Origin of the sequence: Bacillus sp. FJAT-26390 (assembly GCF_001682865.1) — a bacterium.
Taxonomy (GTDB): Bacteria; Bacillota; Bacilli; order Paenibacillales; family Paenibacillaceae; genus Pristimantibacillus.
Genome location: NZ_MAQX01000022.1, coordinates 372127 through 391433, shown reverse-complemented (window position 1 = coordinate 391433; position 19307 = coordinate 372127). Strand labels below are relative to the sequence as shown.

General features: G+C 49.4%; 17 protein-coding genes and 1 other annotated feature. All 17 genes read right to left on the bottom strand.

Going from position 1 to position 19307, the window contains the following annotated elements; translation table 11 throughout:
- Positions 1–9: 9 nt before the first annotated feature.
- Complete coding sequence (locus A7975_RS18900) at positions 10–891, bottom strand: M50 family metallopeptidase (protein ID WP_065386119.1); 882 nt, start codon at positions 889–891, stop codon at positions 10–12.
- A complete protein-coding gene (locus A7975_RS18895) occupies positions 884–1801 on the bottom strand; it encodes a M23 family metallopeptidase (protein WP_065386118.1) in 918 nt (305 codons plus the stop codon). Before A7975_RS18895 ends, A7975_RS18900 begins: the two co-directional genes overlap by 8 nt.
- A gap of 168 nt (positions 1802–1969) precedes the next feature.
- Complete coding sequence (locus A7975_RS18890; protein ID WP_065386117.1) at positions 1970–3115, bottom strand: FtsW/RodA/SpoVE family cell cycle protein; 1146 nt, start codon at positions 3113–3115, stop codon at positions 1970–1972.
- 7 nt (positions 3116–3122) lie between these two features.
- The gene (gene minD / locus A7975_RS18885) at positions 3123–3914 is read right to left on the bottom strand and encodes a septum site-determining protein MinD (protein ID WP_053374793.1); all 792 of its coding nucleotides are present in this window, start codon (positions 3912–3914) and stop codon (positions 3123–3125) included.
- 3 nt (positions 3915–3917) lie between these two features.
- Complete coding sequence (locus A7975_RS18880) at positions 3918–4583, bottom strand: septum site-determining protein MinC (protein WP_053374792.1); 666 nt, start codon at positions 4581–4583, stop codon at positions 3918–3920.
- A 65-nt stretch (positions 4584–4648) separates the two neighbouring features.
- Positions 4649–5173, bottom strand: coding sequence for a rod shape-determining protein MreD (gene mreD / locus A7975_RS18875; RefSeq protein WP_053374791.1), 525 nt, complete (start codon positions 5171–5173; stop codon positions 4649–4651).
- Positions 5170–6018: a rod shape-determining protein MreC gene (gene mreC / locus A7975_RS18870; protein WP_176707763.1), complete on the bottom strand. Its 849-nt coding sequence runs from the start codon at positions 6016–6018 to the stop codon at positions 5170–5172. The genes mreD and mreC overlap by 4 nt, the downstream gene beginning before the upstream one ends.
- A gap of 73 nt (positions 6019–6091) precedes the next feature.
- Complete coding sequence (locus tag A7975_RS18865) at positions 6092–7120, bottom strand: rod shape-determining protein (protein ID WP_053374790.1); 1029 nt, start codon at positions 7118–7120, stop codon at positions 6092–6094.
- A gap of 39 nt (positions 7121–7159) precedes the next feature.
- The gene (radC, locus tag A7975_RS18860; protein ID WP_065386116.1) at positions 7160–7849 is read right to left on the bottom strand and encodes a RadC family protein; all 690 of its coding nucleotides are present in this window, start codon (positions 7847–7849) and stop codon (positions 7160–7162) included.
- A 92-nt stretch (positions 7850–7941) separates the two neighbouring features.
- Entirely contained in the window at positions 7942–8571 is a 630-nt protein-coding gene (locus A7975_RS18855; RefSeq protein ID WP_053377679.1) for a Maf family protein, read from the bottom strand.
- A gap of 54 nt (positions 8572–8625) precedes the next feature.
- Positions 8626–8868: a DUF4321 domain-containing protein gene (locus A7975_RS18850; RefSeq protein WP_053374788.1), complete on the bottom strand. Its 243-nt coding sequence runs from the start codon at positions 8866–8868 to the stop codon at positions 8626–8628.
- Positions 8869–8929: 61 nt separating this feature from the next.
- The gene (locus A7975_RS18845; protein WP_065386115.1) at positions 8930–10360 is read right to left on the bottom strand and encodes an SPOR domain-containing protein; all 1431 of its coding nucleotides are present in this window, start codon (positions 10358–10360) and stop codon (positions 8930–8932) included.
- A gap of 654 nt (positions 10361–11014) precedes the next feature.
- Positions 11015–12409 carry a UDP-N-acetylmuramate--L-alanine ligase gene (gene murC, locus A7975_RS18840; RefSeq protein ID WP_065386114.1) on the bottom strand — a complete coding sequence of 465 codons (1395 nt, stop codon included), beginning with the start codon at positions 12407–12409 and terminating at the stop codon, positions 11015–11017.
- 7 nt (positions 12410–12416) lie between these two features.
- A complete protein-coding gene (locus tag A7975_RS18835; protein WP_053374785.1) occupies positions 12417–13802 on the bottom strand; it encodes a bifunctional folylpolyglutamate synthase/dihydrofolate synthase in 1386 nt (461 codons plus the stop codon).
- Positions 13803–13833: 31 nt separating this feature from the next.
- Positions 13834–16476, bottom strand: coding sequence for a valine--tRNA ligase (locus A7975_RS18830; RefSeq protein WP_082198299.1), 2643 nt, complete (start codon positions 16474–16476; stop codon positions 13834–13836).
- A 57-nt stretch (positions 16477–16533) separates the two neighbouring features.
- Positions 16534–16774, bottom strand: a binding site (T-box leader).
- Positions 16775–16892: 118 nt separating this feature from the next.
- Positions 16893–18206 (bottom strand): LysM peptidoglycan-binding domain-containing protein, encoded by a 1314-nt coding sequence (locus tag A7975_RS18825; protein ID WP_065386113.1) that lies wholly within the window; start codon positions 18204–18206, stop codon positions 16893–16895.
- Between the two features lie 86 nt (positions 18207–18292).
- Positions 18293–19303 carry an RluA family pseudouridine synthase gene (locus tag A7975_RS18820; protein ID WP_255314344.1) on the bottom strand — a complete coding sequence of 337 codons (1011 nt, stop codon included), beginning with the start codon at positions 19301–19303 and terminating at the stop codon, positions 18293–18295.
- Positions 19304–19307 lie beyond the last annotated feature (4 nt).

Here is a 19307-nt window from a genome sequence, read left to right as displayed (position 1 = left end):
TCATCTATTTTAACTGAAAAGTTCCGACACTGCACGATTGGGATTTTTTTCGGACAAGCAGCCTTCGACAATTTTCTGCTCCGGCAGCACCTTTACTTCCTTGCTGCTTCCCTCTATCAAATAAATCAAATGGTATTGCTCCCTGCGAAACAACCTTGCAACGGAGAGAATCGACTGCTTGCCATTGACGATGATCGGGCTTGCGATATGCCCCCTTGTCAGCGCTTGAATCGATACGCGGTCGCGATACATGAGAAAACGGTAAAATAAAAAGGGAACGTTCCGATAATAAGTCCAATTGGTCATAATAAGAAATAGGCCAACGATGAGCAGATTAAGCTGAATGCCATCCTTATAGGTTAGCCATGGGAGCAGCGCGCCAATAAGCATCATGACGCTAAATAACAGGCTGATTCGAGCTGACCATATGAGCATTTTATAATAATTGACGGTATAGCTCAGTGCTGCCTGAAGCAGCTTCCCGCCGTCAAGCGGATGAATAGGAAGCAGGTTAAATAAACCGATCATCAGGTTCGCCTTCCACACATACTCCGCCCACTCCGCGTCCCATATCCCCAGCTGTCCGCAGCCCCAAGCGGCAAGACCCATCCATACATTTTGCAGAGGGCCTGCAATCGCTACGATCGCTTCCTCCCTCGCAGGTACGCCCCCAGCCTCTTCCACCTCTACGACGCCGCCAAAAGGAAGCAGCTTTACTTCCCTTACCGTCCAGCCGAAGCTTAGCGCCATGACAACATGGCCGATTTCATGCACCAGCACGAGCAGGAACAACGTAAATAGCTCGGCAAAATATCCTGTCATGACCGATCCAAGCATTATGATGACAAAGAGCGGGTGGATCGACCATACGATGCCCTTCCATTTAATCAAACGGTATCACACCCACAGGATCGATATACAGCTCGTTTTGCTTCACTGCAAAATAAAGCAAGCTCGGCTGCGTGCCTTCCGCCTTCCGCAGATTGCCGATCGGATCACCCGCTTCTACCCAGTCATTCACCTGTACGTTCGTTTTCCCTAGCTGCCCATATATCGTTACGCGCTTGTTGGCATGTTGAATAATTACCGTTGAGCCCTTCTCGTTCTGATCGGTCATCAGCAGCACGCGGCCTGTCTCGGAAGCTACGACTTGCTCCTCGGATTTTCCTGCGAGCTCTATCCCGTTCAGCAGCTCGGCAAATGTGCGAACTAACAAGCCTCCTTGCAGCGGCGCTACGACTGGCAGCTTGACCGTGCCGTCTGCACCGACCGCGTCGGGTGTCTTGTCCTCAAAAATCGGAATAAAGGAAGGAGCGCCCGCGAACGTTTCCTTATACCAGGCGGCGGCAGCGGCAAAATCAATCTCGTCGGTAAGCGCCTGCTTGACCACGGCTTGTCCTTTTAGCGTATACTCCGTATCATATCGGAACATCGCCCATACCGCGCCAAATACCAATATAGCGATAACAAACTTCCATTTCAGCTCCTTGCGAAAAGGATGCTTGCCGCGTCCGAAGCGCGGATCTATTTTGTCCGTAAGGTCAGGCCCTTTAACATAACTTCTCTTATGGCTAAAACCGTTATCCTCGCCCCAGCTTGCCCAAGGATTCGGATTCGTTTTCCACACGACCTCAGGATCAAGCTCCATCTCTTCCCTCTCGTCCTGATGGAAATATTCATGCTTATAAGGGACAAGCGCTTCACGGTCATTCTCCTTCATTTGGCCTGCTGTCGGTTGCCGATTTTGCTGGCTGTTCTTTTTCTGCTTGTTGCGCTGGTTCATGTCATCCTTCATTTGCATCTCTAGTTCCTCCCCGCTTCCATCGTCGTTACGACAGCTTGTTCCTTAATAAATGGATATGTGGGGGATGAGACAAGTATGCGGGTATGCGGTATGATGGGCACAAAAAAAAGCCATCCTCATTTGGATGACCTTCCGTCTTGGAACCTGCTTCAACGCTCGCCTTATTTAATCGGCCAGCTCATATTTTTCTTGATGCGCCTTTATGCTGAACACGAGTCCGATAGACAGCATATTAAGCAGGAGAGAAGTTCCCCCGTAGCTTATAAACGGCAGCGTAATACCTGTGATCGGCATGATTCCAATCATCATCCCAATATTCTGGAACACTTGGAACACATACATGGATACAATTCCGATTACGATAAATGAGGCTCGCAAATCATAACATTTGAAAGCAATGATGATCATCCGATAAATAAGCAAGAAATACAGCAGCAGCAATATGGCGGCTCCTTGGAAGCCAAATTCCTCGCCGATGACGACAAAAATCGAATCAGAGTACGGATATGGAATGAAACCGCGATTTTTCATATCGCCCTGCATATATCCGTCGCCGTTTAAGCCGCCTGAGCCGATGGCGATTTGCGCATTATCCGATTGATGCTTATCGTCTGAATTGGCTAGATCCGGGTTAAGGAACGTGTTGATCCGCTTATGCCAGTGTCCCATTTCATGCTTGTTCAAGTAATCAAAGATTTCCTGATTGAAAGTATTAAATAAGGATACGAACAAAACTAATCCTACAACGACGACGCCAAGACCTGCAATAACATGCGAGTACTTCACATTCCCGATCCACAGCATCCCAAGTACGATAACGAGGTAAATGATTGCATTGCCTAGATCCGGTTGAATCATAACGAGCATGAACGGCAAAAAAGCGAATGCCGCTATCGGGATCAAATCCTGCGTTAACGTCAGCCGGTCGCCTTGGCGACGACCCATTAAGTGGGCGATTCCGATGATGAGTATGATTTTGACGATTTCTGCTGGTTGAAACGACATGCTCCCCAGCTGGAACCAGCCTCTCGCACCATTGATGACCGCGCCAAAAAAATAAACGAGAATCAGCATGGCAACGCCTACTCCGTAAAGAACGTGCCAGCTCTTCAGCACAATTCGGTAATCAAACAAGGTTGCCGCGATAGCGACGAAGAAGCCGATGCCGTAAAACAATAGCTGTTTTGTATCGGACCCTGAGTATTTCGGAAAATTTGCAGTGGCGCTATGGATAACAATTGTGCTGATAATCATGAGGAATACTAATATGATCAAAATTCCCCAATCCAGCTTTTTTAATTTGTTAAGCAAGTTGTAATCATCCTATTCCAAGGAACTTACGGAAACGCTTGAATGCTCCCGCCTTCTCATCGAGAAGCATGAGCGGAACCATATCGCCGAGGATGCGGCGCGCAATGTTCCGGTAGGCGATAGCGGCGCGCGAAGCCGGATTCATAACCGTCGGCTCTCCGCTGTTTGCAGCAGAAATTACTTTCTCATCATCAGGCACGATCCCAACCAGATCAACAGCTAAAACTTGACAAATTTCATCAATATCGAGCATCTCGCCGGTTTTCATCATATTTTGACGAATGCGGTTGATGATTAGCTTGCTAGGTATTTTCTCTTGCTCAAGCAAGCCGATGACACGGTCAGCATCACGCACTGCGGCGTTCTCAGGCGTCGTAATAACGATAGCCCGGTCAGCACCCGCAATCGCGTTGCGAAAGCCATGCTCGATTCCAGCGGGGCAATCGATAATGACATAGTCATGCTCCTTCTTAAGCTCCAAAATCATATTGCGAACCTGCTCAGGCGTTACGGAATCTTTATCCTTCGTCTGTGCGGCAGGCAGCATATATAGTTCGTCGAAGCGCTTGTCCTTCACGAGCGCTTGATTTAAACGGCAGCGGCCTTCGGCTACGTCTACCAGATCATAAATGATCCGGTTTTCCAGTCCCATAACCACGTCTAGATTGCGGAGTCCAATATCTGTATCAACCATACATACTTTCTTGCCAAGCAAAGCTAGCGCGGTACCCAGGTTTGCCGAGGTCGTCGTCTTGCCGACGCCGCCCTTTCCTGATGTCACAACAATCGCTTCTCCCATGTTCTACACTCCTTTAAACATTATAGGATTATGCCGTATGCGGAATAATTGCGCTAGCTTATCGATTTGCATTCGGCCATCGCTTAAGAAGGCGAATTCCATTGACGCGTCGCCGGTCATCCATTCCTCTGGCGGTCTGCTGATTACATCAGCAATACGAAGCTGTGTAGGCCGCATTAGCGATGTTGCAATAATAACATCTGTCCGCCCGCCTACGCCCGCATGAGCAGTGCCGCGCAAAGCCCCCAGCACATATATATCGCCCGTGCATATTAAAGTACCGCCTGGGTTCAAATCGCCGATTAAAAGTAAATCCCCATCATGCTCAAAGGTTTGGCCTGAGCGGATAATAGACGTGAGTACTTGCAGGTTAGGCTGCTGCCCTTGCTGTGAATCGACTTTAGGCGCTTCGGATTCAACGGATTGCACCATTAAATTTCCTTGCGACCTTATGACGTTTTTGATTCGATCCTTATCGTCATCCGTCACTTGCCTCGCGCCCAGCTTCACTTGAACATGAACAAGCGGGCCTGTGAGAAGCTGCTGATGCGTTTTTTCCAGCTTGTACTGCAGTTCGTCCAGAAGCGTCGCGAATTCACATTTATCGTCGAGAAGGAACACGAGACCTTCTTTTACGCCCTTAATTATAATATGCTGCTTATCGGTCACGTTCGTCCCTCCCCAACCTAATGGATTCTTGCTCCACCTAACAAATTCCTGCATGCATCCTTATTTTATTCCTCATCCTTCTCTGATTTCGCTTTTGACTGGCCTTCAAACAACTTTCTTACAGGCACGTAGCATGCGAGGGCAAACACCAGCTGAAGGAATAAACTAGGAAGGATGTAATCGATAAGTGCCCATGCGTAGCTCTCGTTCGTAATCCGAAACACGCGGTAAATGAAATAAATAACGCTGTCATACAAGATGCAAGCAAAGCCGATAATCGAGATCGCCATCATGATCGTTGAACGGCGGCGCTCCAGTAGAACGCCCGTAAAATAACCCATCAAACCCATAATGAAAGCATTTATACCTAGCAAGTGGCCAAAATAGACAATGTCCTGCAGCAAGCCGAAGCTTACTCCAAGCATTAGCGCTAAATGCCGTCTGCTGTAGAGTCCTGAGAAAATGACGATTACAAATACGAAGTGAGGAATGATCCGATGGCCGAAGCCAGCAGGAATGATCCATGGCATTACAGCTCCCTCCAAGATGAACAGGAGAACCATAAGCAGGATGATTCGGTTCATACTCATTGCTCGGTATCCTCCAATTCAGGAACTTGAACGACGAACACCTCAGTCAAATGATCAAAGCTCGCCGAGAGCTTAACCGATGCCGTATAGGTAAGGCCAAAATCGCCAAGCTGCTTCGATTCAACCGTTCCAACAATCAGTCCTCTTGGATAAACATTGCCATTACCCGATGTAATGACCGTATCTTGTATGTCCATTTTATCTTTCTCGGCAATCTTCGACATGATTACTCTGGATGATTCCTTGTTGTAGCTGCTTAAAATACCAAACGACTCTTCCTCGCGCCCCAAAATGGTAACGGCAATGGAATTGAACGTTGGTGATGCTTCATCAAGCTCTGTAATCGGTGTTACAGCTGCTGTAAGAGGCGTTACCGAACTAACAAGCCCGATCAAGCCATCGATGGTTGTTACTGCCATATTCGGCTTAATGCCATTTTTTGATCCCAAATTAATCGTTAACGTCCGATTGTTTGCATCGTTGCTGACGGATATGACCTGAGCGATCAAATAATTATAATTATACATTTCCTTTTGCCGTTTCGTGAAAGACAGTTCTTCCTTGTACCTTTTGTTTTCATTCTCTATGAAGTTGTAGTTGACTTTATCCCGGGCATACGCCGCAGCCGTAATGCGAAGCTGCTCGTTCTCCTCATAAATGGTGCGCAAATTTCTAATATCCTCAAAGAAGCCCGCTATAGAACCAGCGGGCTTGTAAAACCATTGCTGCACAAACGCGGATGAATCTTTAAGAAACTTCTCCGGTAAAGACAATTCCTTGCGATCACTCAGTGAATAGCCGATGACCGCTATAAACAAAATAAACCCGATCATAAGCATAAACATACGCTTATTTCTCATTAGCTTAAACAGCTCGATCACCTGCCCATTTCATATCCATTTTCCCATTAAACGTTATTTAGCGTCTCGAACGAGATGAACTTCTAGCTTTGAACAAATGGATGTTGTCCAGTGAACGGCCTGTGCCGATCGCTACGCAGTCAAGCGGATTGTCCGCAACAATGACCGGCATGCCAGTCTCACGCTGCAGCAGCTTGTCCAAGTTGCGAAGCAAAGCGCCGCCGCCGGTCAGTACAATTCCCCGGTCCATAATGTCAGCAGAAAGCTCTGGCGGGCATTTCTCAAGCGTTACTTTAACGGCGTCAACAATCGCGTTAACCGTGTCTGCCAATGCTTCCGTGATCTCGTCAGATGTGATCGCAAGCGTCTTAGGCAAGCCCGATACGAGATCGCGGCCGCGAATTTCGATTGTTTCAGGACGGTCAAACGGCAGCGCAGAGCCGATTTCCATTTTCAGCTGCTCAGCAGTCCGCTCACCAATCATAAGATTGTATTGACGCTTGATGTACTGGATAACTGCTTCATCCATCTCATCGCCAGCTACTCGAATCGAACGTGCGGTAACGATACCGCCTAGCGAGATAACGGCAACCTCTGTCGTTCCGCCGCCGATATCAACAACCATGCTGCCTGTTGGCTCCCAAACCGGAAGATCAGCGCCAATAGCCGCCGCAAACGGTTCTTCGATCGTATAAGCCTCGCGTGCTCCCGCTTGCTTCGTCGCATCTTCAACCGCGCGTTTTTCAACCGCAGTAATGCCTGAAGGCACGCAAACCATAACATTTGGATGGCGCGGGAATAAAGAACGCTGCTTCTGCGCTTGGCGAATGAAATATTTAATCATCGTTGCTGTCGTTTCGAAATCAGCGATAACGCCATCCTTCATTGGACGAACTGCACGAATGTTGCCTGGCGTTCTACCGATCATCTTTTTGGCTTGCTCGCCTACTGCCTCGATTGTTTTTGTATCAGTACGAAGGGCCACCACAGACGGTTCCCTCACCACAATTCCTTTACCTTTAACGAATACAAGCGTATTAGCTGTTCCTAAGTCGATACCCAAATCTTTCGAAAAACCACCAAACATGTTCTTGCTCCCTTCTAATTGCCACATCACTTTATTATATTACATATAGCCTTGTTCCTTCAAACTAACGAACCGTCCGTCTCCGATAACTAAATGGTCAAGCAATTCTATTCCGACTAGCTGTCCGGCTTCAGCCAAACGCTCCGTTAACGCAATGTCCTCTGGACTTGGAGTAGGATCGCCGCTAGGGTGATTATGAACACAGATGATGGATGCGCTATTACGCTGAATAGCTGCACGAAATACTTCACGGGGATGTACGAGCGACGCGTTGAGTGTCCCGACCGATAAGGTTTCACGAGCGATAATATGATTTTTGGTGTTTAGAAACAAACATACGAAGTGCTCCTTCTTCAAATACCGGAGCTCCTCCATCACATAATCAGCAGCATCCTGCGGCCTCTGAACGACAACCGCATCGCCAAGCCTGCTGCGAGTAATTCTTCTCCCAAGCTCTATGCCTGCGCGAAGCTGCAGCGCCTTGGCAGGACCAATGCCTCGTATAGCGGTCAACTCTTCCATGCTCATATCCATCAAATTGCGCAAACTTCCGCATTGCTTGAGCACAGCGCCCGCCAGATGTACGGCGGATTGGCTCTGTGTTCCTGTTCGCAGCAGTATGGCAAGCAATTCAGCATGGCTAAGAGCTTCTGCCCCATATTTCATCATGCGCTCTCTAGGACGTTCCTCATGGGGGACTTCACGCAAAATCATCGATCGCGATTCCATGTCCCAATTCCGCCTTTTCCAAAAAAATAGGGTTCAATGATATACTGCCTAATTCATGAAAAATAATCCGACGAATAGCTTTACGCTCACCGTTACATTACAGCAATGTCATAAGCAGCCAGCATGTCCGATAGCAGCGAAAGCGGCAAACCGACGACATTAAAGTAACAGCCCTCGATTTGGTCAACAAGCGTTGATCCAAGGCCCTGAATGCCATAAGATCCTGCTTTGTCCCGCGGCTCGCCAGTAGCAACGTATCTTGCAATCTGCTCATCGCTCAATGATTTCATCTTCACTTTGGTCATCCGATGTGCAATCGATGCTTCTCCGCTTGGGGAGAGCACGCAGGCAATGCCTGTATACACCTCGTGAGTACGCCCTTGAAGCCGCCCTAGCATAACCTTCGCTTCCTCATCGTCAACCGGCTTGCCTAACACATCGCCATCTAGTACGACGATGGTGTCAGCACCAATTATTAGTGACGTCTCAACCGCCTGCTTTTGTTGCAGCATTTTTAATGCGGCATTAGCCTTGCGCAGGCTGAGCTGCTCTACGACTTGCTCCGGCGACCAGCTGGCCTCAATCGTTTCATCCGTATCAGTAGACAAAATATAAACCGGCAAAGAAAGGTCCAGCGATGCGACCAGTTCCTTCCGGCGCGGTGACGAAGAGGCCAGCACAAGCTGGCTTATCGCTTCGTTGCGTGATAGTTTTGATTCCATAAAATAATTGCTGCGCTCCTTCTTGCTTGTCTCCATTTTGCTTTGATCTTCGTTTTACATTTTACGGTACAGCCATATCGCAAGAATTGCACCAATCAAGCTGAACATGCTGATTTGTAGATGCAGCGACAGGTTGAAGCTGAGCACGTATAAATCAACAGCGGGAGACCATGTTGCTTCAATCGGTTTCGTCAAAAATGAGATGCCTGAGACTGGTGCGAGCCACCTCGCTACTAGAGCGCCGGCCAGCAATCCAATTATGATAAAAATGAGAAGAAACCAGCCGTTTTTCTTCATCTTTCAACGCCTCTCGCCATGAAATGACACCTACGTCCATTATACGCATGAACCTATTCGTTTACAATGCGCTGATGGAATCAAACCATTCTTTTTGGGAAATGATCGCCTTCATAAGCTGCGATTGAACCGACCATAAATAAGCGCGCGAAGGTTTTTTATCATATTCGATCATCGATTTTGCCGCTGTATTAATCGCTTGAGTAACCTTATCGAAATAGGCCTTGCCTGCCGCATCTTCTATACCTATTCGCATCGCTGCTGCATTTTCAGTCCATTTCTGATGTTCTGCCTGCCATGTCGCAGCGGCGGACTCGCTAAGCGAGGACAATGCGGGCTGCTCCAGCTGCGCGATTGTCAATTCATCCAACATTTGGACGATTTCTTTGGTCTTTGCAAAGAAGCTCTGCGCTGTGGCTTGGTCACCTTTAAAAGGCATTTTACTCGGAGTCGTTATACTTACCTCCTTGATGTACAGATCCATCTCAGGCATCTGCCCGCGGATCGTCTGTGCCTTTGCCTTATCCCCGCCCATGCCCGCATATACGCGGTAGTCGGATGCGCTTGTTAATGCAGCGCCGGCAAGTCCCTTCTCTGCCAACTGAGCCATTGCGGCGTCCCTGCCTTCCGTATTGCTGAAAACGCCAAACTGCAGCATAAAATACGTTTGGTCCAGTCCTTCGAGGCTGACCATCGCCAAATTCGGGTCCGGTTTTGCAGCGGGATTATTATCGGTAACAGGCTTCGTTCCTTCACCTTTGGTACCAGTACCTGCATTGCCGGCTTTGTCGCCGGCTGCTTCACCTGTAATTTCATTGCCGGTAACAGGCAGCGATTGCGGCTTGCCGCCTGCTCCTCCGGGCCAAATGCTTGCCCCCGTAAATAAAGACAACAGCAAATAGCCGAACAACGCCCCCGTAGCGAGCGCTGCCGCAACCGACAAAAACACATTAAACCAAGAAGGCGCTCCTGATCTGCGCTTCATTCGCGTATAGTTCGGCTTATTTCTTCTTGGCTCGTCGTATTCTTCGTGCATATCGTCGTAGCGGTGAGCCTGCCCTCGAAAAGCCTCCTCTTGAAAAAAGCGTTCCTCTTCGTCAACATCGTCTTCTTCCGGTTGAACAGGAGCCACGGGAGCCTCCATAACGATTGGCTTTGCGACTTTTAGTTTCTCTTTTGGCATAGGCTCTTTTGTATGGACAGTAGGGATAGGCCTAGTATCGGACTCTCTTATGAGCTGCTCCAAAGCACTGATATCCTCTTGGAACGGACTGTTCCAAGGGTTGATCTCGCTGCTGGCTTGCTGCTCCGTGTAAGGATAAAGCGGTATAACGTTCTTTTTAGCCGATTTATTGGCAGTGCTGTTATCGTTAGTTTGAGAGGAAGCGCTATTCGATGGAGCATCATCGTGATCGTCAGCAGTGCGGTTCTCATTGTTAATAGACTGTCCGTTGCGGTCAAAACGATAGGTGATTCGGTTTTTTTGATTCATAACATTCACTCCTTGTCCCGTTCATCTAGTAATACTCTATGAGAGTTTTAAGAGATTTAGACCGGGAGGCTTTGAGGTTCATGCCCAACCTTTTAAAAGCGTTTTGAATCCTCTCAGCCCAAGGCTTCTTGGCTGCGTTTGAGTAAACGAGGAAAATATTAGATTAATTACATATTGTGGATAAAAAATCGATGAGCGGTCAAGCCTGTATCCAGACTCATCAGGAGTCATTCAGCGGTTCCCTGCAACACTAACCGAGTTTCGTACATTGCACTTTGTGCAATAGAAAGCTGACATAGCAGTCCGAATGAGAAGCTACGCTGTAAAAAATGCAGTGGAAATAGCCCTAAGGTAGAAACCGAGCGGACTGCGGCGATTTCTGTTGCAGAAACTGCAACGTAGCATTGAAATTAGCCGGTAGTGGACCCTTACATTGTACAAATTGCAGTAGAAATCCGGATACCTCCACTAAACGTGGAGTTTTGATCATAAGAGGATATGTGTTGAAAAAATAGTGGGGGGCGATTGGGATGCGAGTTAGTTGAGCGGTATGGGTTACTTGAATTTTATCTAATTAGAACAGGCTGCTAATCCTATCGTTGCCCAATCAAAAAATGCCCGCCGATTCCAAAGGAACCAACGGGCATTTTGCACTTAGTGGGCTGCTTTGAGCGATTTGGCTAGCGAGTCCGCTACCTTCCAAATGTCGCCTGCTCCCATCGTGATGACAAGGTCGCCTGGTGCGACTCGTTCAGTCAAATAAGCGAGCACTTCCTCTTTCGTTGGGAAATACTCGGTGTTCGCGTTGCTGTTGCTCTTGATCAGCTCAACCAGCTTATGCGAGTTTACTCCTTCGATTTCAAGCTCGCCGGCAGGTGAGTAAATATCGGTGATGATCACCTGATCTGCCTCAGGAAATGCGCGGCTAAACTGATCGAATAAGAAAAACGTCCGCGTATAGCGCTGCGGCTGGAATACCGCAATAATGCGTTTCCCTGTCGCTTTAGCCGCGCTGATCGTCGCTCTGATCTCCGTCGGGTGATGGGCATAGTCATCAATGACCAAAATATCATTAACTTCTCCAAGCACCTGGAAGCGGCGTTTAGCGCCTCTAAACGACTGAATCGCCACCGCGATTTTATCGAAGGACAAGCCCGCTTCTAGACAAGTAATAATCGTGGCCATCGCATTATACACGTTATGGAGCCCCGGAACAGACAACTCCACATCGCCAAGCGACTCGCCGTTATGCGTCATTGCGAAGGTTACCTTACGGTCGCCAAGCACAATGTTTTGAGCTTTATATTGCGCATCGCCGTCAATGCCGTAGGTGACAAGCTGCGATGCATCGAAATTGCCTTTGTACACTTGCGGTATCAGTTCGTTAACCGTCTCGTCATCCGCGCAAACAATTGCTTTGCCGCCCTCTTTCACCTGCTGCAAAAACTGGACGTAGGCAGCCTTCAGCTTGCCGAAATCGCCGTCATAATTTTCAAGATGATCCGGCTCGATATTCGTTACGATAGCTAGCGTCGGGTGGTAATGCAGGAACGACCCGTCACTCTCATCCGCTTCCGCAACGACATACTCGCCTTTACCCGCTTTAGCGTTAGTGCCTACATTAACGATCTCCCCGCCGATAATATAGGTAGGGTCCGCATCGCAGGATTCCATAACAAGCGCGATCATGGAAGACGTCGTCGTCTTGCCATGTGCGCCGGCTACTGCGATTCCTTTGCCTGCGTTCATCAATCTAGCCAACATTTGCGAACGATGCAAAACGGGAATGTTAAGCTCCTCTGCCGCTTTCCGTTCTACATTATCCTTTGAAAGCGCAGTCGAATAAACGACCAGGTCCGCTCCCTTTACATGCTCCGGCTGATGACCGATATAGATGCTGGCACCATTTGCAGCAAGCTTCTCTGTTAATTCTTGACGCGCGACATCGGATCCAGTCACCTTATAGCCCATTTCCAGCATGACGCGGGCAATGGCACTCATTCCGTAACCGCCGATTCCGATGAAATGAACGTGTTCTGCCGTATTCAAAGACGGTTCACCAACCTTTTTCAGAATCCGAGTTATACAAGATGCGGGAGCGAACGTCAGCTATTAAATAAAGCGTGCCTGTCACGACCCCAAGGTCTGTTTCCCCGGTTAACTGTTGTAGTTTTTGTAATGCATGTTGCCAATTCTGTTCTACTACCAACTCGAAAGAGTACTCATCAGGCTGTTTTTCCCGCATTTCCTGTATTAACTCGGCCAAGGCGGGTGCTTCTTTTTTCATCCGAAAATCAGGCTCGGTCACAATAAGCGTATCCACTATTGGTAGTATATGCTTAAGAACATCCTGATGATTCTTATTCTCCAGCATACCCATCATAAGATGCAAACGATCATACTTATACGTTGTTTTTAACGCATCGGCAAGCGATTCTGCACCTTCCGGGTTGTGGGCGCCATCGATCAGTATCCGAGGTTCCTTGGAAACCATTTCGAGACGGCCCGGCCAAGCCGCAGTCCGCAGCCCTTCCGCCAAAATGTCGTCCTCCACCACAAGCGCATTGTATTGACGCAGCACCTCTAGCGTCATTACCGCCACAGCAGCGTTCATCCGTTGATGAGCCCCGTTAAGCGTAATCGTAAGCGGCTCAATGCTCCGGAACAAATTGTTGAAAGCGAAGGTTTGCTCATCCTCACGAACCGACAGCGCCGTTTCATGGAACTGCTCGCCGAGCAAATACAACGTACTTTTCTTCTCGGCTGCGACTCTTTTAATTACCTCGATCGCTTCAGGCTGGGTTACCGCGCTGACTACCGGAATGCCTGCTTTAATAATGCCAGCCTTCTCGCTGGCAACGGCAGCGATCGTGTCGCCAAGCCGGTCCATATGATCATGGCCGATATTCGTAATGACGGAGACGACCGGATGCACGATATTCGTAACGTCAAGCCGGCCGCCAAGTCCTGTCTCCCACACGACATAATCGGGATAAGTAACCTTCGCGTAAAAAAGAATGGCAAGCGCCGTAGACACCTCGAACATCGTCGGCGAACCAAGCTCCGTCTCTGCAATGGCTTCGACATGAGGCTTGAGATCATTGGCGAGCTTTAGCAGCGTCTCTTCTTCAATATCGATCCCGTTGTACTGAAACCGGTTCGTAAACTTGGTGATATAAGGCGATGTAAAGGTTCCTACATCATACCCGGCACGAAGCAGCACGCTTGTTAAATAAGCGGAAGTGGACCCTTTGCCATTCGTTCCGGCAATATGAATAAATTTCAATCTGCGATGTGGATGATCAAGCATCTCCATCAGCTTCTCGACCCGGTCAAGACCAGGTCGGATGCCAAAGGGAATAAGCCCCGTAATCCAATCTACCGCTTCTTTATACGATTGCAGCGGCCCTGCCGGGCGCTGCTCTATATTATGCTCTGTCATACTATTCGAACCTTCTTCCGTTTTTGCAGCGTTATCCGCGCAATTCCGCAATTCTAGCTAGCACCTTATCGCGTTTTTCTGCATAATCATTCATTTTGGCGCGTTCCTCATCGATAACCTTAGCCGGCGCTTTCGCTACGAAGCCCTCATTGCCAAGCTTCTTCTCAACCCGCTCAACCTCGGTATTCAAATGCTGATGTTCCTTCTCCAGCCTTGCAATCTCCTGAGCGATATCGATTAAGCCTGCAAGCGGCAAATAAAGCTCAGCGCCTGTTAGGATAGCCGTCATCGCTTTGTCAGGCGCGCTGATATGCAAGCCTGTTTCAAGCATGGACGTACCGCAGAAACGTTTAATGAATTCTTCGTTGCGAAGCAGGATCGCCGCTTCAGCCTCGCCTGACGGCTTGATCAGCATTTCGATCTTTTTGCTCATCGGCACATTCACTTCCGCACGGATATTGCGTACCGCACGAATCATTTCCATAAGAAGCTCCATCTCTTTGACAGCTTCGGGCGCTTCGAGCGCTGTGTCGTATACCGGCCATTCAGCGAGCGTAATCGTCTCGCCTACATGCGGCAAATGCTGCCAGATCTCTTCGCTGATATATGGCATGAATGGGTGGATGAGGCGCTGCGTCCGGTCAAGCACATACGCAAGAACGGATTGCGTTGCTTTTTTCGCTGTTTCATCCGTGCTGTATAGGCTGAGCTTAGCGAACTCGATATACCAGTCGCATAGATCATCCCAAATGAAATTATACAATAAACGTCCGGTTTCACCGAACTCGTAGCTGTCGATTAGACGGGTTACGTCACGAACCGTTTCGTTCAGGCGATGCAAAATCCAGCGATCCGCCGTTCCCAAGTTAACGGTAATATCAATGTCCTTCGCTTCCACGCCTTCCAAATTCATAAGCGCAAAACGCGATGCATTCCAAATTTTATTAGCGAAGTTGCGTGCTTGCTCCACCTTCTCCCAGCGGAAACGCAAATCCTGTCCAGGCGTGCTGCTGGTAGAGATCATATAACGCATCGCATCAGCGCCGTATTTCTCAATCACTTCAAGGGGATCAACGCCGTTGCCCTTCGACTTGGACATTTTTTGTCCTTCGGAGTCGCGAACGAGGCCGTGGATCAGCACGTCCTTAAATGGCGACTGCTCCGTAAACTCAAGCGCCGTAAAGATCATCCGCGCAACCCAGAAGTAAATGATATCGTATCCCGTAACGAGCACATCAGTTGGGTAGAAACGCTTCAGGTCCTCGGTCTGATCCGGCCAGCCAAGCGTTGAGAACGGCCATAGCGCGGAGCTGAACCAAGTATCAAGCACGTCATTGTCTTGGCTCAGGTGGTCTCCTGCCATATCCTCGCGGGATACATGCATCTCGCCTGTCGCCTCGTCATACCAAGCCGGAATACGGTGGCCCCACCACAATTGACGGGAAATACACCAGTCGCGAACGTTCTCGATCCAGTGCAAATAGATTTTCTCAAAGCGCTCCGGTACAAAATTCACGCCTTTGCCTGCCTTTTGAGCAGCAATTGCCGCTTCAGCCAGCGGCTTCATCGCAACGAACCACTGCGTGGACAAGTAAGGCTCTACAACGGCGCCGCTGCGCTCGCTGTGTCCAACCTGATGCACATGATCTTCTATTTCAATGCAAACGCCTTGCTCTTGCAAATCCTTAACAAGCTGCTTGCGGCAATCGAAGCGGTCGAGGCCTTGATAAGGGCCTGCTTCAGCATTCATCTTGCCTGTCTCGTCCATGACGATAATTTGCGGAAGGCTGTGGCGCTCGCCAACCTCGAAGTCGTTCGGATCATGCGCAGGCGTTATTTTTACAGCGCCTGAACCAAATTCCTTGTCTACGTATTCGTCTGCAATAATCGGAATTTCGCGGCCGACAATCGGAAGCACGATCAATTGTCCGATCAAGTGCTTATAGCGTTCATCCTCAGGATGAACGGCTACCGCCGAATCGCCCAGCATCGTCTCCGGACGAGTCGTTGCGACCGTAATGAAGCCGGAGCCGTCCTTAAGCGGATATTGCAAATGGTACAAATGACCGTTAACTTCTTTATGCTCTACTTCAATATCGGAAAGTGCTGTGCGCGCAGCAGGGTCCCAGTTAATGATTTTTTTGCCGCGGTAGATAAGCCCCTTCTCATAGAGACGAACAAACACCTCGCGAACAGCCTTGGATAGGCCCTCATCCAGCGTGAACCGCTCTCTTGAGTAATCAAGGGAAAGACCCATTTTCGCCCATTGCTCGCGAATCGTGTTCGCATACTCTTCCTTCCACTCCCATACCTTCTCAAGGAAAGCTTCCCGCCCCAAATCATAACGAGAGACTCCTTGCTCACGAAGCTTCTGCTCTACTCTTGTCTGAGTTGCGATGCCCGCGTGGTCTGATCCAGGCAGCCAAAGCGCGTCATAACCTTGCATACGCTTCGTTCTAATCAAAATATCCTGTAAGGTAAAATCTAACGCATGCCCGATATGAAGCATTCCGGTCACGTTAGGAGGCGGGATAACAATGGTATACGGCTGGGCGTCCGGGCGTTTGCCCGCCTCGAAAAATTGGCCCTGCATCCAGTAATCGTACCATTTCTGCTCGGCTGCCTTCGGATCATAGGTTGTCGGCATTGCAGTTGTCGTTTGATTTTCTGACATTCGTTCCATCCTCCATAAATCGATCTACAAAAACAAAAAAAACCTTCCGCCCTTATCATAAAGGACGAAAGGTTTAGCTTCCGTGGTACCACCTTTGTTCCATGCGAACAAGATCCGCATGACACTCAAACAGATAACGGCTGCGGCCGGCCTGACTTCGGTAGAGCACAGGTTGCTCATACTTGACTCAGGCAACTCCGGGGCGACTCGTAGCAGTCACTTCCTGCAGAACCTCTCAGCGTAACGGTTCCACTCTCTGAAGGCTTTGCTGCGTACTATTCCCCTTCAACGTCGTTATAACGCATATATGTTTAATCATACCTTTGTTGCGCCGCCGAGTCAACCAAACTTGCATAACAAATGCCCCTATTGCTAAAAATAATGAGCAATAGGGGCATTTTTGTCATAATTAACCATCAAGGAATGTAAATCAGTTGCCCTTCGGACACGCTGGAATCATCCAATCGGTTATAAATGATGATTTCCCTTGGGTTCAAGCTGTAACGGGAGGCAATAACGTCAAGCGTCTCATCCCTCTGCACGATGCACATCCGAATTTTACGGAATTCCGTATCCTCCGAACGTTTGCCGAGAAATAAGTTTTTCCACTCGATCTCATCGCCTGACGCTTGTACTCTTGCAACCTCATCCGCCCGCTGCTGGGCCACAACCTCTTCAGCCGCCTGACGAGCCGCTTGCTCCCGTCTGCTCGTCTGAAGCAGCGTAAGAATGCCCACATCAGGAGCCAATCCGCTTCCCTCTTGAGGCTGGGGCTGCTTGCCCCCAACTGCAATGCGCAGCTCCGGTTTTTCCTGATCTGGCTCCTGCCTCTGCGGCGGCAAAGCATCCGGAATGAATGATTTCGGCTCCTGTGCTTCAAACTCCTCGCGCTCCTGCTCCAAAGGCTGCTGCGAGCTTTGGAACGGCGATTGATCCTGATCCGGTTCAGATGGGGAATTCGCAAACGATTCAGAATTCGCAAGCCAGCTCTCATGGCTCGCTTGCTGGGAGGATAACGTGATTTCACGCTCTTCCGCTTGGAATTCCTCTTGTTCTTCGGATGGCTGCGCTTCGGTTGCGAACAGCTGCGACGATGACCATCCCGTATCATGAGATACCGATGAGATCATAACCGTAGGCTCCGATTCATTCGGCTGCTCTGATTCATCCGATACATCCGGCCGCTGCTGGAAGGAAAACTCCTCTTGCGCAGCAATGTCATTTTCCTCCGGTATGTACGGCTGCTCGTTGGAAGGAATGCTCTGATTGTTTAGAAACTCAATCGCACGTTCCTCATAGGCATCCCTCTGATGGACGACAGTGAACGGTTCTTCCCGCCAGAGCTCCTCTTGCTCCTGAACAGGCTGAGCGGAGATGCCTCTTAAGGAAAGGACGCCTGTAATGTTTAATGTGCGGGCAGACAATAAGTCGACGTCAAAATTATCGATATCAATCGAAATATCGTCCAGCCGAGAGATGCGGTTCATCGGCAGCGTTATTTCGACCGGTATCCAGTGCTCGAGCGTCAGCGAATTTTCAGGATCATTTTGACTCCTATAAATTCCGCTCAGAAGCAGCTGTCCTCGAAGCACGGCATGGTCCCCCTGATCGATGACTTGGATACGGGGAACAAGCTCAATTTCCTCCAGCTCGTCAATTGCCGCTACATCATCGGGCAAATGGACGCGCTCGTACACGTCAAAGCGTAATCCGTTCGTTTGATCCGACACGCTAAAGTCCTCCCCTCTCATACTGAATGCTTGGGCTAACGTTACATTCACTACTTATCTATATGGGGTGTTGGGCAGGAGCATGACTATCTTTTTGAACGGGAATGTATGTTTTCCGAAAGCTGTTCGAGCCATTGCGGCCAAGGCGCGAGCGCTTCAACGAGCGTGTCATTCCATGGGTGGGGAAAAACGAGCTTCTCCCCATGAAGCGCTTGATGCCCGAGCAGACGCGCATCGCCTCCGTACAAGCCGTCGCCAACAAGCGAATGTCCGATATAGCTCATATGAACGCGTATTTGATGGGTTCGTCCGGTCTCAAGCTTCACGCGAAGCAGCGACAGCTGTGCGCTCGCATCAACCGTCTCGTAGTGCGTAATAGCCTGTTCGCCGCTCTCCGATACGCGGCGTTTCGCACGATGATGCCGATCCTTGCCTATCGGGAGATCGATCGTTCCCGATGGCTTTGACAGCCGTCCATGTACGATGGCAATATATTGCCTGTCGATCGCTTTGGCTCGCATCGCCTCATCCAGCTTCCACTGCGCCAAATCATTTTTCGCATAAAGCACAGGACCGGAAGTGTCGTCATCAAGTCTGTGGATATGGCGGACGGTAAGCGGATCGCGCTGGCTCAGCAGATGCCTGGCCGCGGCTTCATCCAAAGTGCCTGTTTGCCCGGCAAACGATTCATGCACGGCCATTCCCGCTGGCTTGTGAAGCACCATGCAAAAATCATCCTCATAGAGAACAGCAGGAGCCTCCACATAAGACGGCTGAGAAGCTTTGCGATACAGCGCGTCTTCTTTCGGATCTACCGGCGGAAAAGCGAGCAGTTGAAGCTTATCCCCGTTCCACTGGATGCCTCCAATCGAAAACAGCCTGTTGATCCACTTTTGCGGAAATAAAGAACGGGCCAGCAGCCACTGCCGCACTGCATGCGGATGGCTGCCAGCCCGCGGCTGTGCAAGCTCCGGCGTATGTGCCGGGTCTTTTTCCGAATCGGGATCAACGGCTGCAGAAACGAAAGGCAAGCCTAGAGCTAACCAATCCAGCTCCAGCCACTGTCCATTCCGTTTTGCTTGCCCATTGATCATCATATTT

Excerpts from the sequence above, each read along its gene's own strand:
- A7975_RS18895 (WP_065386118.1), bottom strand. The coding sequence starts at position 1,801 with ATGCAAATGAAGGATGACATGAACCAGCGCAACAAGCAGAAAAAGAAC.
- minD (WP_053374793.1), bottom strand. The coding sequence starts at position 3,914 with ATGGGAGAAGCGATTGTTGTGACATCAGGAAAGGGCGGCGTCGGCAAG.
- mreD (WP_053374791.1), bottom strand. The coding sequence starts at position 5,173 with ATGAGTATGAACCGAATCATCCTGCTTATGGTTCTCCTGTTCATCTTG.
- mreC (WP_176707763.1), bottom strand. The coding sequence starts at position 6,018 with ATGTTTATGCTTATGATCGGGTTTATTTTGTTTATAGCGGTCATCGGC.
- A7975_RS18865 (WP_053374790.1), bottom strand. The coding sequence starts at position 7,120 with ATGTTTGGTGGTTTTTCGAAAGATTTGGGTATCGACTTAGGAACAGCT.
- radC (WP_065386116.1), bottom strand. The coding sequence starts at position 7,849 with ATGGAATCGCGATCGATGATTTTGCGTGAAGTCCCCCATGAGGAACGT.
- A7975_RS18855 (WP_053377679.1), bottom strand. The coding sequence starts at position 8,571 with ATGGAATCAAAACTATCACGCAACGAAGCGATAAGCCAGCTTGTGCTG.
- A7975_RS18850 (WP_053374788.1), bottom strand. The coding sequence starts at position 8,868 with ATGAAGAAAAACGGCTGGTTTCTTCTCATTTTTATCATAATTGGATTG.
- A7975_RS18845 (WP_065386115.1), bottom strand. The coding sequence starts at position 10,360 with ATGAATCAAAAAAACCGAATCACCTATCGTTTTGACCGCAACGGACAG.
- A7975_RS18835 (WP_053374785.1), bottom strand. The coding sequence starts at position 13,802 with ATGACAGAGCATAATATAGAGCAGCGCCCGGCAGGGCCGCTGCAATCG.
- A7975_RS18830 (WP_082198299.1), bottom strand. The coding sequence starts at position 16,476 with ATGTCAGAAAATCAAACGACAACTGCAATGCCGACAACCTATGATCCG.
- A7975_RS18820 (WP_255314344.1), bottom strand. The coding sequence starts at position 19,303 with ATGATGATCAATGGGCAAGCAAAACGGAATGGACAGTGGCTGGAGCTG.